This is a genomic window from Alicyclobacillus pomorum DSM 14955, from assembly GCF_000472905.1.
In the GTDB taxonomy this organism is placed as follows: Bacteria; Bacillota; Bacilli; order Alicyclobacillales; family Alicyclobacillaceae; genus Alicyclobacillus_A; species Alicyclobacillus_A pomorum.
This window is the reverse complement of sequence record NZ_AXAR01000020.1, coordinates 13,196-26,708: the sequence shown is the minus strand read 5'-3', so window position 1 is coordinate 26,708 and position 13,513 is coordinate 13,196. Positions and strand designations below refer to the sequence as shown.

At 53.6% G+C, this 13,513-nt stretch carries 12 protein-coding genes and 1 riboswitch; of the genes, 1 reads left to right on the top strand and 11 read right to left on the bottom strand.

Features of this window, described 5'->3' with window-relative positions; translation table 11 throughout:
* Nucleotides 1–16 precede the first annotated feature (16 nt).
* Genes bioD through bioA form a run of 3 tightly spaced genes read right to left on the bottom strand, consistent with a single transcriptional unit; the run spans nucleotide 17 to nucleotide 3,200 of the window.
* On the bottom strand, nucleotides 17–727 hold the full coding sequence (bioD, locus tag YWK_RS0115805) for a dethiobiotin synthase (RefSeq protein ID WP_026965564.1): 711 nt from the start codon (nucleotides 725–727) through the stop codon (nucleotides 17–19).
* The gene (gene bioF / locus YWK_RS0115800; protein WP_026965563.1) at nucleotides 724–1,896 is read right to left on the bottom strand and encodes an 8-amino-7-oxononanoate synthase; all 1,173 of its coding nucleotides are present in this window, start codon (nucleotides 1,894–1,896) and stop codon (nucleotides 724–726) included. The genes bioD and bioF overlap by 4 nt, the downstream gene beginning before the upstream one ends.
* Before the next feature lie 5 nt (nucleotides 1,897–1,901).
* The gene (gene bioA, locus YWK_RS0115795) at nucleotides 1,902–3,200 is read right to left on the bottom strand and encodes an adenosylmethionine--8-amino-7-oxononanoate transaminase (protein WP_415782823.1); all 1,299 of its coding nucleotides are present in this window, start codon (nucleotides 3,198–3,200) and stop codon (nucleotides 1,902–1,904) included.
* A 1,074-nt stretch (nucleotides 3,201–4,274) separates the two neighbouring features.
* A riboswitch (ZMP/ZTP riboswitch) is annotated at nucleotides 4,275–4,360 on the top strand.
* 80 nt (nucleotides 4,361–4,440) lie between these two features.
* Between bioA and YWK_RS0115785 the strand changes: the two genes are divergently transcribed.
* On the top strand, nucleotides 4,441–5,322 hold the full coding sequence (locus YWK_RS0115785) for a bifunctional 5,10-methylenetetrahydrofolate dehydrogenase/5,10-methenyltetrahydrofolate cyclohydrolase (RefSeq protein WP_026965561.1): 882 nt from the start codon (nucleotides 4,441–4,443) through the stop codon (nucleotides 5,320–5,322).
* A 104-nt stretch (nucleotides 5,323–5,426) separates the two neighbouring features.
* Here YWK_RS0115785 and YWK_RS20300 read toward each other — a convergent pair whose 3' ends face one another.
* From YWK_RS20300 to fadH, 8 genes are all read right to left on the bottom strand, one after another.
* Complete coding sequence (locus tag YWK_RS20300; protein WP_084453777.1) at nucleotides 5,427–6,377, bottom strand: DMT family transporter; 951 nt, start codon at nucleotides 6,375–6,377, stop codon at nucleotides 5,427–5,429.
* A gap of 205 nt (nucleotides 6,378–6,582) precedes the next feature.
* A complete protein-coding gene (locus tag YWK_RS0115775; RefSeq protein WP_026965560.1) occupies nucleotides 6,583–7,338 on the bottom strand; it encodes an SDR family NAD(P)-dependent oxidoreductase in 756 nt (251 codons plus the stop codon).
* A gap of 3 nt (nucleotides 7,339–7,341) precedes the next feature.
* The gene (locus YWK_RS20295; RefSeq protein WP_051375671.1) at nucleotides 7,342–8,442 is read right to left on the bottom strand and encodes a phosphotransferase family protein; all 1,101 of its coding nucleotides are present in this window, start codon (nucleotides 8,440–8,442) and stop codon (nucleotides 7,342–7,344) included.
* Between the two features lie 210 nt (nucleotides 8,443–8,652).
* A complete protein-coding gene (locus tag YWK_RS0115765; RefSeq protein WP_026965559.1) occupies nucleotides 8,653–9,642 on the bottom strand; it encodes an NADPH:quinone oxidoreductase family protein in 990 nt (329 codons plus the stop codon).
* 123 nt (nucleotides 9,643–9,765) lie between these two features.
* Complete coding sequence (locus YWK_RS20290) at nucleotides 9,766–10,494, bottom strand: 2-phosphosulfolactate phosphatase (protein WP_051375670.1); 729 nt, start codon at nucleotides 10,492–10,494, stop codon at nucleotides 9,766–9,768.
* 80 nt (nucleotides 10,495–10,574) lie between these two features.
* Nucleotides 10,575–11,771: an acyl-CoA dehydrogenase gene (locus YWK_RS0115755; RefSeq protein WP_026965558.1), complete on the bottom strand. Its 1,197-nt coding sequence runs from the start codon at nucleotides 11,769–11,771 to the stop codon at nucleotides 10,575–10,577.
* Between the two features lie 71 nt (nucleotides 11,772–11,842).
* Complete coding sequence (locus YWK_RS0115750) at nucleotides 11,843–12,616, bottom strand: SDR family oxidoreductase (protein WP_026965557.1); 774 nt, start codon at nucleotides 12,614–12,616, stop codon at nucleotides 11,843–11,845.
* Nucleotides 12,617–12,694: 78 nt separating this feature from the next.
* Complete coding sequence (fadH, locus tag YWK_RS0115745; protein WP_026965556.1) at nucleotides 12,695–13,462, bottom strand: 2,4-dienoyl-CoA reductase; 768 nt, start codon at nucleotides 13,460–13,462, stop codon at nucleotides 12,695–12,697.
* Nucleotides 13,463–13,513: the final 51 nt, after the last annotated feature.

Below are 13,513 nucleotides of genomic sequence, written 5' to 3'. Positions count from 1 at the left end.
GTTCTATGACTCTAGTTTAAACGTTTGTCTGCAACATACGCTCGAGTTTCTCCATATCCACGTGCTCCTCCACCGCCTTCACAACGGCCGTCTCCGAGGGATTGGGCCCCAACCATGGAATCACGCCGAGCACGTCAACGCCGGACACCTCGCGAATCATCGCGGGATTGTGTTGTTCCGCTACACCCACGGGCTGGTTGCGGCCATACCCATTGATGATGATCCCACCTACGCGCAGCCCCCGAGACTGCGCGTAAGCCACCGTCAACGCCGTGTGGTTCACCGTACCCAGATCTGGCCTGGCAACAATGATCATCGGCAGGTCCATGGCTACAGCGCAATCAACAACCAATGCATCACACGTGTAGGGTACCACGAGCCCCCCTGCCCCTTCGACCACAACGTGACGATGTCGCTTTTGGACAGCACGGTACTTGTCCATGAGGTGGTTCAGTGTAACCGTCTGCTTCGCACGTTCCATCGCGAGTCGCGGAGCTAATGGCTCTTCAAAAGAGAACGGGCAAATCACGTCAAGGTCATCGTCGATGCCACTCAGACGCTTCAATCGAGCCGCATCACCCGCTGCGTCGGACGCCAAGTGTCCACTTTGCACAGGTTTAAAAACGCCTACGTCCATCCCTCTCGCTCGCAGTGCACCGCAAATCCCCCCGGCAACGAGCGTCTTCCCTATTTCCGTGTCCGTCGCTGTGATGAAAAATCCTTTCACGATATCACCCCTAGTTCCTTCCCCGCTTTGGTACAGGCATCAATGATTTGCTCGATATCTTCGTCCGCGTGCGTCGCCATCAGCGTCAATCGAATTCGAGACGTCCCCGGCGGCACCGTAGGCGGTCGGATTGCCGTCGCAAAAACACCGTGGTGCTCCAGGCGGCGGCTGTATTCCAATGTCCGTTCCGGATCGCCAATCACAATCGGAACAATCGGGGCTTCTCCCGGTATGACTTGAAGCCCAACCTCGGAGAGGCCTTTGCGAAGCCGTTGCGCCAAGGCGTGAAGGCGCTTCCGCCGCTGGGGTTCCGCGCTGACGATTTCCACCGCACGCAACGCGGCACCGATGACAGGCGGAGACAGCGCGGTTGAGAATATGAATGGCCGCGCACGGTTTCGCAGGTAATCAATGAGGACGGTCGAACCTGCAATGAATCCTCCTTCGCACGCGAGCGCCTTTGACAAAGTCCCGACTTGGATATGAATGGAATCCGCCGGCAAACCATAATGATCCGCCGTGCCTCCTCCGTGTTCTCCGAATACCCCTGTCGCGTGCGCGTCGTCAACCATCACCCAAGCATCGTACGCTTGAGCAAGATCGGTGATAGCCGGCAGGTCTGCAACGTCTCCATCCATTGAAAACACACCATCGGTGACGATAAGCCGCTGGCCCGTTGTCGCGTAGTTCTCCAACTTGTGACGCAAGTCGTCCATATCATTGTGGCGATAGACGACAACCGCCGCTTTCGACAAGCGACATCCGTCAATGATACTCGCATGGTTTAACTCATCAGAGAAAATGACATCGCCTGCTCCCACGAGCGTAGAAAGTGCTGCTAGATTTGCCATGTATCCTGTATTCAGCACAATGGCGGCTTCGGTCTGCTTCAATTCTGCAAGTGCTTGCTCCAAGTGCAGGTGCAAATCTGTCGTCCCTGTAATCAGCCGTGCGCCGGACGCCCCTGTTCCATATCGATGAATCGCGTCGATGGCGCCTTCTCGTAATCTGTCATCGTCCACCAAGCCGAGGTAGTTGTTCGCGGCACACATCACCAAGGACCGCCCATCGACGTTCACACGTGGCGCGGAAGCGCTTCCCATAGAACGCATCCGACGATACAATCCGGCCTCTTTCAAATGATGGAGTGCGCTCTGGAATCTTTGCATTGTCTTCACACCACACTCGTATCCTCAGTCACTTCGGCGATGGCCTGATAAAGAATGTTGGTCATCTCCTTCAGCTCCTGGAGCGTGGCGGAAAGAGGTGGCATGAACACCACGACATCCGTGAGCGGCCGCAACAACATCCCTAGTTCACGACACCTTCGACAGACTCGGACGCCCAGTCGTTGCTGCCACGGAAATGGCTTTTTGGTCGCCTTGTCCTCCACCAACTCAATGCCCACCATGAATCCGGCCTGCCGCACGTCCCCCACGTGGGAGAGGGAACGAATCGGCTCAAGATACACGGCGAGTTCCTTGGCCTTCTGTTCAACCTCTGACACAAGTTTCTTCTGTTCAAACAGTTCGAGGTTGGCTAATGCCACGGCGCAACCCAACTGATTCCCTGTGTACGAGTGCCCGTGATACAACGTTTTGAGCTCATCGTAATCTGCGTAAAAGGCATCGTATACCGTGTCCGTGGTAAGGGTGGCTGCAATCGGTAAGTAACCGCCTGTGATGCCCTTGGCCACCGTCATGATGTCTGGAGTCACACCGTCGTGTTCACAAGCGAACATCTTCCCAGTGCGCCCAAACCCGGTCGCCACTTCATCAACAATCAAGAGGATGTCGTACGCAGAGCACAAACGCCTTAGCTCACGCAAGTAGCCGGCGGGCATTGGAATCATGCCCCCTGCTCCCTGAACCGGTTCGACAATCATCGCGGCAATTTCATCTCCGCGTTGTTGAAACACCTCTTCCACCATCTTCAGGGAACCGTTCTTCACTTCCTCTGCCGTATCCCCGAACGGGCTACGGTAAACATTGGGGAACGGAATTTTTATGGACGGGAACAGTAGTGGCGAATATACCTGATGGAATAGGTCGATGGAACCTACAGATACAGCGCCGACAGTGTCCCCATGGTACGCCTCCCGCATCGTGACAAATGTCGTCTTCCCGTCAACGCCGCGGTTCTTCCAGTACTGAAATGCCATTTTGAGTGCAATCTCAACAGCTTCTGCACCAGAGTCTGAATAAAATACTTTTGCTAGGCCAGGTGGCGCGATTTGTATCAGTTTTTCGGCAAGCAATATGGCAGGTACGTTTGCCATGCCGAGCAACGTTGAGTGAGCAATGTAGTCCAACTGTCGGCGAATCGCCGCGTCGAGCTCAGGAACCCGATGCCCGTGCACATTTAACCAAACGGAGGACACGCCATCCCAGTATTCATGCCCTTTGACATCCCGCAATCGGCATCCACTACCGCTTTCAATAATGACGGGTTCATCCGCCAAATATTCTTTCATCTGTGTGAAGGGATTCCAGAGATATAGACGATTCTTTTCGTACAACTCTTCGTATGTCACAAAAGTCACTCCCAATTCGGAAATATCACAATCGAAACGCACTGTGTCTGCATTCCTATGTACCCGCCTGACGGAGCTGTGAACTTGGTCATCCTGCTCGCGCCACAGCTTCGTGGCTTTCGCTCAAGAATGTTCGTATCCTTCCTGTTTCGCTATCGCCAACCAGCCTCTCGCAACTACTGTTTCTATCTGTTACCACCCTCCTTGCTGCAATTGTTAACTTAAAGTGTATACCAAGTTAACAATTAAGGCTAGATGACAACCACTGGCCGCATACCCAACACTTCGTGTACGAATCCGTTTACGGTGCAGGGACGGCACTGCTCCAATTTCAAAAAAAGAGCATCAGCGATAGCCGATGCCCTCACAAGATGCATATGAATTTGCGGAACGCTTACCACCAGCCCCACGGACCGACTGCTGCGAGAGCAAGAAAGGGTAAGAAGAAAAATGGAAAAAATGCCTCTTCAACGTCGTCTTTTGGCTGAGGCATGTTCTGCAGTAAATCAATGTTTGCAGTACTGTCGCCTGCTTCATTCGCTAGACGAGCTCCGCCCCCTATCGGACGCATGTAAATTCCATCACCTGTTACGGAATGAAGAACTCCGCGGTGAGTTACACCATCCCTCGTGTGAATGATGACGGGCCGTCCAATAAACTGCATGCAATGTCCAGGTGTAATCACAGTCTCACCCCCCTAATGATTGATGAAAAGACGCCATTTGAGGATTTTCCAACTCATGTAGGTTATGCGAAATAGGTTGTCCACCAAGAAGGACACATGGCTTAGACAAATCGCCTTTTATCCTCATCAAGGCAACATAGAGGGGGTACTTCCTATGCCTTTGCACGCATCTTCTTCATCGCTGTCTTGGACGGGAAACTGCGCAGGTCACAGCATTTCCTCGACTTGAGCAATTTCAGTATGCGGCGGTCTGTGAGGCTTTTTGACGTGACGACTGACTTGATAGTTCGCGTGACAATTGGTATGCTGTTTCTGTCCAAATACAGATACTCCAATCGCATGACTGGCGGACACAAGTGGGCCTAAACCACAAGGGAATGCGATTGTCAATTTGCCGGCCGCCTGGGCACCCTTTGAGGAACCCAGGCGGCCTAGTTTGTTGTTGCTCGAAAATTCGAACGATTTTCATTGCATGTCGAAAGGAGTCACGGCCAAATGACAGTGATGTTACAGGGGCAGCCCGTTGCAGAACTGCTACAAAAAGAAGTGATTCCGCGAGTGTCAAGCCACAGGGCACGCGGTAGAGTTCCAAAAATTGTAACCTTACTCATAGAGGGTGATCCCGCCTCTTCGTTTTACGCGCGAGCAAAGAAGCGAAGCGCAGCCAAACTTGGCATCGAGTTTGAATTGCTTACCTTCCCAAGTCATGTCAGTGAACGTCAACTCATTCAAACCATTCAACGCTTAAATGATGATCCCACAGTCCATGGCATCATGCTAGAACTACCTTTACCACATCACATGTCAGCGGAGCACGTCATCAACACGATATCACCTGTAAAAGACGTAGATGGTCTCACTCGTTATAATCGACAAGCGAACATATCCGGTGAACCAGGCATCTATCCAGCCACTCCAATGGCTTGTGTTCGTCTGCTCAAACACTATGGATATACTCTGTCCGGTAAACACGTGGTGCTCGTGGGTTGTGGTAAAACGGTTGGCATGCCCTTGCTTCATCTTCTGATTCGTGAAAATGCGACGGTGACCGTCTGCCATGCCGGTACGTTGAACCTATCCACTCACATTGCACGCGCTGACATCGCGTTCGTGGCTGTTGGACGTGCAGGATTAATCACACCCGAGATGGTGCATCCGAACCTTGTGCTGGTGGACGCCGGCATTAATGAGACGTCCGAACACAAGATTGTTGGCGATGTTGCACCGCAAGTCGTATCCTGTGTAGCAGCCATGTCACCAACGCCCGGGGGTGTGGGTCCAGTTACGACCATCCAGCTGTTCGCAAACTTAATGCACGCCATGGAATTGCAGGCAGAGATGGTAAAGGACACTCGAGAAGTGGTAACCTCTCGATAACCCGTCAAAGGAATCATGTGTGCATTGTGGCGGCGCCTGCGATGCGGGAACCGTGACAGGTCTCTGTCCATGACAAATCCCCGCTACGCGGTTGCCGTCGCATCTCACATCTCCTCGTGCCTGGGGTCCCGTTCAATGGCCGAAGAACGTCGTCGGTGGCGTATTCCCCGCATGATAGCGTCATGACCGCCCTTCACATAAGTGATACCGAGCACAATGAGAATCCCCCCCAAAACTTGGCCAAAATGGATGGGCTCGTGATTTACTGAAGCAGCGAAGACCGCCGCCACAACTGGGACGAGATACATGTACAACATCGCTTTGGTCGTACCGACCTTTCCTACACCCTGATACCAAATGACGAGGCCGTACATGGTGACAAAAAGAATTGAATAGAGCAATGAGACGTATGTAAGTGCAGGCAGCTGAAACGTGATGGGTTGACCCGTCACCCAGATCAGAACAAGCAGAAAAACAGCCCCCATCAAGGAGGTCCAGGCGATGATCCGCAAGGAAGAATACTGCCGAAGCAAAGGTGTGGTAAGCACTGGATACCAGCCCCACGAGACAGAGGCCAGAAAGCCAAATATGTCACCAACCATGGCATGGGGATACATGTCTTCGGTATGATGTCCGGAAAGGAGTACAATCGCGGCACCCAGGAAAGCGATGAGGGAACCCGCTTGCTGCTTCCACAGAAACTTTTCTTGCTTGGCGAGGGGGGAAAATATACAGGAGAATATCGGGGACATCGCAATCAGCAGGGACGCATTGGTCGCTGAAGTGTATTCTACAGAAGCGGAGAACAAGGTTTGATACAGTGCAATTCCGACAATGCTGACAAGACTCAGCAGCCAAAGGTCCCTCTTCCGAATACGAACACTGTGTTCAACCAACCATGTTAGGACAAGCAATATGGGGGCTGTCACGGTGAATCGGACGGCATTGAAGACAGTCGGCGATAGCTGACTCACCCCGTACTTGTTCGCCGTGTAATTGATGCCCCAAATGATGACCACACTCAGAAGCAACAACTCAGTGGTCCACTTTTTCACCCCCTCCCCCCCTCTCGTGGGTGGTACGGATTGCACGTTTCTCAAACCTACCGCAAGTTGTCAACATGGTAAATGACGCCGGCTCATGTTCCTTAGGAGCCAAGCCTGCAGCCGTCACTGAGCCGACGCCAAAAGGGTGGGTCATCAGAAAAACGGGCCGCGTCCCACGTACCGTTGCGGTTGTCTTCACCGATCTGCAAATCACTCATCGTTTAAAAGCTGCTGCACCATCATCCACGAAGAACACCTGCCCATTGACAAAGGACGCTTCGTCGCTGGCCAAGAACGCGACGACGTTCGCGACCTCGTCCGGCTGACCCGCTCTGCCTCTCATCTGCGCCCGTTCAATCGTCTTCCAGACGTCCGGAACGTCCTTCCACACCGTGACGATGTTCGTGTCAATCAACCCCGGGGCGATGGCCACCACCCGGATGTTGTACCGTGCCAGTTCCAGCGCTGCAGCCTTCGTCATGGACACCACCGCGCCTTTACTCGCGTGGTACGGAAACTGCCGCCGATCCGCCACGAATGCGTAAATGGACGCCGTGTTGATGATAACGCCACCGCGGTCTTTCATCACGCGTCCAGCCGCCCGAATGCCATAAAAGACCCCGTGTTGGTTCACGGACACGGTTCGATGATACTCTTCGATAGGCATCTCCAACACGCTCACTTGCGAATTGGCTATGCCAGCATTGTTAAACATCACATCGAGTTGTCCGTAGCGGTGCACAGCCTCTTGTACGAGTGATTCCACACTTTCGTAGGACGACACGTCAACTTGGATGAAGACAGAATCGCCCCCGAGATGGCGAATGGTCGCCGCCGTGTGTTCGCCAGACTCCTGATCAATATCTGCCACAACCACCTTCGCGCCCTCCCTGCCAAATTTGACTGCAGTGGCGCGACCAATCCCACTACCGGCACCTGTGACAACGGCCACCTTGTTGGCCAGCCTCATCATTCACACCAGCCCTTCGCTTTCGTGCCTATCTATGATTTCTGCAGCGTGCTGCACGAGTTGGTTCACGCGTGTGCCGAATGCCGCGAAGCGGGCATCCTGGGTCTGTCCGCGCTTCCAACGGATATAAATTTGCTGCAAAATCACAGCGAGCTTGAAGTAAGCCAAGACCATGTAGAAATCCATGTTGGAAACGTCTCGACCACTCTTTACAGAGTACCTCTGCAAGAACTCGTCCCTGGTGATGAAAATTCCGCAACTGGTAACCGTCGGCATGATGTCTTTCAGGGCCTGTGGGTCTTCCGACTCTACCCAGTAACACAAAGTGACAGCAAGGTCCATGAGAGGATCTCCAATGGTGGCCATTTCCCAGTCAACGACCGCGACCACCTTGCTCAGGTCAGACGCGTCAAAGAGCATGTTGTTGAGCTTGTAATCGTTGTGGATGACGGTAGGTTCGGGGGACTCTGGAAGGTGGTTCACAAGCCATTCCATAACCCTGTCGACGTTCGGTACGTCGTCAGTCCGTGCCCTCCGATACCGTTCTATCCATCCGTTGACCTGGCGCGCCAAAAAACCCTCCGGATGACCAAACGCCTCAAGCCCGGCGCTTTCATAGTCCACGCTGTGCAGCATGGCCAGCGTATCGACAACCGTGTTGGAGATCTTTCTGCCTAGCTCGGGCGTGGGCAAATAGCCTGGAGGAAACGCATTATCCAAGACGACGCCAACCTTGCGCTCCATGACGTAAAACGCGCTTCCAATCACCGATGTGTCTTCGCAAAACAGATAGGGCTTCGGAGCCAACGGGAACACAGGATTCAATTTACTCAGAATCCTGGCTTCCCGTTGCATGTCGTGTGCCTTCGGCGGGAGCGGTCCGAATGGCGCTCGCCGAAGTACACCTTGCCAACTCCCGATGCGGAGCAAGTACGTGAGGTTGGATGCTCCTGAAGCAAATTGAAGAACTTCCAATGGTTCGTCCGGCAGCCCCTCCATTTGAGCCTGAAGATATTGCCGAACCCTGTCGACGTCAAATTCTTCTCCTTTGCGCACAGGAATGGTTCCGTTGACCAATCCACGAACCGTCTCTTCGCGTGCCACGTTCGTTCCTCCTATCGAGCATGCTTAAACCGTTGTCTGCGCCAGACGACGTCTCAAGGTGAACGAGTCTCATTCAGAAAGCGGAGACACCGGCGACTCTTCAGGCTCTTGCAAATCTATGGGTAGCATCAGCAGGGACAGGAAGGGAATTTACCCGATTTTGAGATGCGTGCGAATGACCGCTGTCGGACTCAGGTCGCGAGAGATACCTCACAACGAGACAATCATCCGTCCGCGGACCTCGCCTCTAAGGATCTTCCCTAGTGTATCCGGGAGGTCATCTAGGCTGATTTCACCACTGATGGACTCGAGGAGCTGGTTTGGTTTGAGTTCATTGGCGATGCGATCCCACAGTCGTGTACGTACTTCCATAGGACAGTACACAGAGTCGATACCCAGCAGGTTCACACCTCGCAAGATAAACGGATACACGGTCGTTGCGAAGTCAACGCCCGCCGTCAAGCCGCTTAACGCCACGGAACCGCCGTACTTCACAGCACTCAAGATGTGCGGCAGGTACTTCCCACCGACGGGATCGACAACGCCCGCCCATTTTTCCGACTGGAGTGGACGATTTTTTTCCGGAATTAGTGCTTCTGGAGCGATGATGGCTTTTGCTCCCAACTGCCGCAAATAAGGATGTTCTTCCACTTTGCGACTGCTCGCCGTTACGTCGTACCCTAACCGACTCAACATGGCCACTGCGGTACTTCCCACTCCGCCACTGGCACCCGTGACCAGTACCGGTCCTTTATCGGGCGTTAAGTGGTTTTCCTCCAAGCGATGAACGGAAAGCGCCGCAGTAAATCCGGCCGTCCCAATGGCCATGGCCTCTTTCATGGACAATCCCTTCGGAATGGGAACAACCCATTCGGCTGGAACACGAGCCACTTGGCTAAATCCACCGTAATGGGATACTCCGAGCTCATAGCCCGTAATTAAAACTTCGTCCCCTTCCTTGAATCGGGGACTGTCCGAATGGATGACTTGTCCCGCCAAATCGATGCCCGGTACAAACGGGTACGAGCGAACAATCCGACTGTTCGGAACAGACGCCATCCCGTCCTTGTAGTTCACGCTGGAATAAAACACGCGAATGGTGACATCTCCCGCGGGGAGTTGGCCCAGCGACAACTCTTGCACACCTAAGAAAAAATCATCTTCCGTCTGATTGACAACTAAGGCACGAAACCGATTCACTACAACCACTCCTATTCTATGATCTACCAGCCGCACTTACACCATACCACAAGGCGGGCAGGGTCGCCTCCCTCCATCCGCTGCACCGCACAACAGACCCGGCGCCACCATTCCCCGGCGCGGTTACCTTCTTTCCATCCTCCGCAGTTGTCTGTTTACGACGCTGACAAGGGTCTGGCTTGCACCGACATCAGCCACAAAGCGCAGAACGTGTTCCTTTCCGTTTTTCATGAACCAACGTCCCACTCGACCTTGCTGAATCCACTGAAGCATGTCCGTTTCGGCGTGAGCGAGGCCATACCTCGCGACTCGCGCTGCATCGTTCAACGAAACGCCTTCCAAATCCAAGTGAGACAAGATGACCCCTGCGCAAAGCATGTCTTCGAGGGACAGATGCCCGTGTGAGCCCGCACAGATCAAGTACACCTCTTCCGACGCCGTATTCTCGAGATATTGAGCAACGGACGGTGCGTTGCGTAAATTGGCGATGAGCAGTTCTCGTGCGGATTCTGCGCGGCGCACTGCACGTGTCCCGTTTGTCGTAACAAACACAACATCCTTCCCAGTTACCCGGTCCGGCGAGAACTCATGGGGAAAAGGACCGCAATCAAAGTCCGGAATAGGGGTTCCCTCTTCTTCTCCGCCGAACAGCGATGACTCGGGCGCCAAGAACTGTTTGAGCCATCGCGCCTCCTGTACGTCCGCAACTGGAAACACGCACTTGGCTCCGTTTTCCACCATCGTGACCATGGTGGTCGTTGCTAACAGGACATCCATCACAACAACCGTTGCCTCGGTCAAGACGGCAGCATCAATTTCCTCTTTTGTCGCCCAGACCCGTATCTTCTTCAAGGCTGCGCCATCTCCCTACCGTCTGCGGAACGGTTCGGCTTGACAGCCGAGTCACCGCAGATTCGACAATCACACTGGAGTTACCGCAATTCAAGTCTTGCAATGTGACGACGGTGCACCTCGTCGGGACCGTCGGCGAGCCGCAACGTCCGGGTGTTGGCCCACATCTCAGCGAGCGGGAAATCACTGCTGACACCAGCTGCTCCATGTAGCTGAATGGCGCGGTCTATGACCCGAAGGGCCATGTTTGGAGCCACCACCTTAATCATGGCGATTTCCTTCTGGGCCACTTTGTTTCCCACCGTATCCATCATGTACGCAGCCTTCAGCGTGAGGAGTCTTGCTTGCTCAATCTCGATGCGGGAGTCGGCAATCCACTCCTGAATGACCCCTTGCTCCGCCAGCGTCTTACCAAACGCAACGCGCTCTTTGGCACGCTTCACCATGAGTTCCAGTGCACGTTCCGCTTGCCCAATTAAGCGCATACAGTGGTGAATGCGACCAGGCCCCAGGCGCCCTTGGGCAATCGCAAACCCCTTCCCTTCGCCCCACAAGATGTTGCTGACAGGAACCCGAACATTGTCATAGGTGATTTCAGCATGTCCGTGCGGCGCGTGATCATATCCGAATACCGACAGAGTTCGCTCAATTCTCACGCCGGGGGTATCCAGCGGGACAAGAATCATGGATTGTTGTTCATGCCTTGGAGCGTCAGGGTTCGTTTTGCCCATGAAAATCGCCACTTTGCACCGGGGATCACCGGCGCCAGAAGACCACCACTTGCGCCCATTGATGACGTACTCGTCGCCGTCTCTCACGATGCTTGCCTGGATATTGGTAGCGTCCGATGACGCAACGTCGGGCTCAGTCATGGAGAAGCAAGAGCGAATGTCTCCATTGAGGAGTGGAACAAGCCACTGATCTTGCTGTTCCTTCGTGCCATAGCGTACGAGTACCTCCATGTTGCCGGTATCCGGAGCACTGCAATTGAACACTTCTGGTCCAATCGGCGAACGTCCCATGATTTCGCACAAGGGCGCGTACTCCATATTGGTAAGTCCTGCACCCCACTCGCTTTCTGGCAGAAACAGATTCCATAGGCCGGCAGCTTTCGCTTGTTTCTTCATGTCTTCCATAACCGGCGGAACCAGCCAGCGACTCGGCGCTTCCTTCAGTTGTTCCTCATACACTCGTTCATTGGGATACACCACTTCATTCATAAACTCGGTGAGCTGTTTCTGCAGGCGTTTCACTTTCTCCGAATGCTCAAAATCCATCTGTTTGCCCTCCCATTCCAATCCCCTTGAGGCGCCTCGAAGCGGTCAGCATGAAAGTCACGACGCAATCGTTATTTCGCTACGGACCCACCATCGACCGCAAGAATCTGTCCAGTGACAAAGTCGGAAGCAGCCGACGCGAAGTACAACGCAGCGCCTTGCAAGTCTCGGTCGCCGCCAACCCGTCGGAGCGGCGTGTTCGAAGTGATCTGATCTCCGCCTTTCGCGAGAACGTCTTTGGTCATCTTCGTCGGGAAAAACCCTGGGGCAATCGCATTCACGTAGATGTTGTATCGGGCCCACTTCACCGCTAAATCCCTGGTTAAGGTGATTACCCCACCCTTGCTGGCGTTGTATCCAACGGCGTCCAACACCTCCGGCGGCGTGCCGCGCAGACCAGCAACGGACGCAATGTTGATGATTTTTCCGCCACCGTGTTCTTTCATGTGGCGGCCCACGGCCTGGGACATCAAAAACGTACCTGTCAAATTGGTTTGAATCACTTTCATCCATGCTTCGTACGGCATTTCAAAAGCAGGCGCTCCCCACGAGGCACCGCTATTGTTCACAAGAATATCGATTTGCCCAAAGTGATTCAGTATCTTCTCAACCACTTCATTCACAGAATCAGGCTTTGTTAGGTCGAGCGGGAGCGCCACAGCTTCTCCCCCCATGGCTATCAGCTCTTCCTTGACCTTTTCACAGTTTTCGACCCGGCGAGAACAGAGCACAACTTTCGCGCCCGCCTCTACATACGCGCGCGCAATCTGTTCTCCCAGCCCGCGCCCTCCTCCGGTAATGAGGGCAACTTTTCCGTTCAATCGAAATAGGTCAAATACGTCCATTCCCAGTCCATCCCCTTCCCGTACGTGGCCTCAGAGAACTCTTGGCGCACTTTGTGAACATCATATATTGCCCTTTCCTCAGCGAAACGACTTGCGATTGAGCCATTGCCCGCCGTCTATGGTGATGCAATCTCCATTGATATAATCCGCCTCTGGAGACAAAAGAAAATATGCCAGGTTTGCAACCTCTTCCGGTTGACCTACCCGTCCAGCGGGTACGCTCTCGATGGTTCGTTGGTACGCCTCTTCTGACGCAAACAACCGCTCCGCGCCCCCAGTATTCGCAATCGGTCCAGGCGCAATCGCGTTGACTCGAATCCCATATTTCGATCCCCACTCAACGGCCAGTGTCCTCGTCATCGCCAGCACCCCTGCTTTCGCGCTGGCAGAGTGAATGACTCCGGCGCCCGCTGTCCAAGCATACGTTGCAATAATATTTAGAATACTCCCTTTGGTATGACTCGCAATCCACTCCTTTCCGACTGCTTGCGTGCAATACCAAGTACCGTTGAGCACCGTGTTGACAACGGCATTCCAACCGTTAATAGACAAGTCTTCTGCAGGGCAAATAAAGTTTCCAGCCGCATTGTTGACAAGATAGTCGATGGTTCCAAAGGTATTCTTCGTTGTGACGACCATCTGTTGAACTTGTTGGGGTTCTCGTACATCCATTGGAACACAGAGAACCTGTCCATCAAACTGTTCAATTTCTGCTTTCGCCTGTTCCAGTCGCTCTTGATTCCTGCCGGTAATAGCTACCAAGGCGCCTTCCTTAGCGAATTTCTTGGCCATGGCTTTTCCCATGCCACTGCTTCCACCAGTGATGATTGCGACCTTTCCTTTCAGGTCAATCCCTCCCTTGTTAATAGAAACGTAAGACTGTTTAGACTTTTGTTT

Excerpts from the sequence above, each read along its gene's own strand:
- bioF (WP_026965563.1), bottom strand. The coding sequence starts at position 1,896 with ATGCAAAGATTCCAGAGCGCACTCCATCATTTGAAAGAGGCCGGATTG.
- bioA (WP_415782823.1), bottom strand. The coding sequence starts at position 3,200 with ATGAAAGAATATTTGGCGGATGAACCCGTCATTATTGAAAGCGGTAGT.
- YWK_RS0115785 (WP_026965561.1), top strand. The coding sequence starts at position 4,441 with ATGACAGTGATGTTACAGGGGCAGCCCGTTGCAGAACTGCTACAAAAA.
- YWK_RS0115775 (WP_026965560.1), bottom strand. The coding sequence starts at position 7,338 with ATGAGGCTGGCCAACAAGGTGGCCGTTGTCACAGGTGCCGGTAGTGGG.
- YWK_RS0115755 (WP_026965558.1), bottom strand. The coding sequence starts at position 11,771 with ATGGATTTTGAGCATTCGGAGAAAGTGAAACGCCTGCAGAAACAGCTC.
- YWK_RS0115750 (WP_026965557.1), bottom strand. The coding sequence starts at position 12,616 with ATGGACGTATTTGACCTATTTCGATTGAACGGAAAAGTTGCCCTCATT.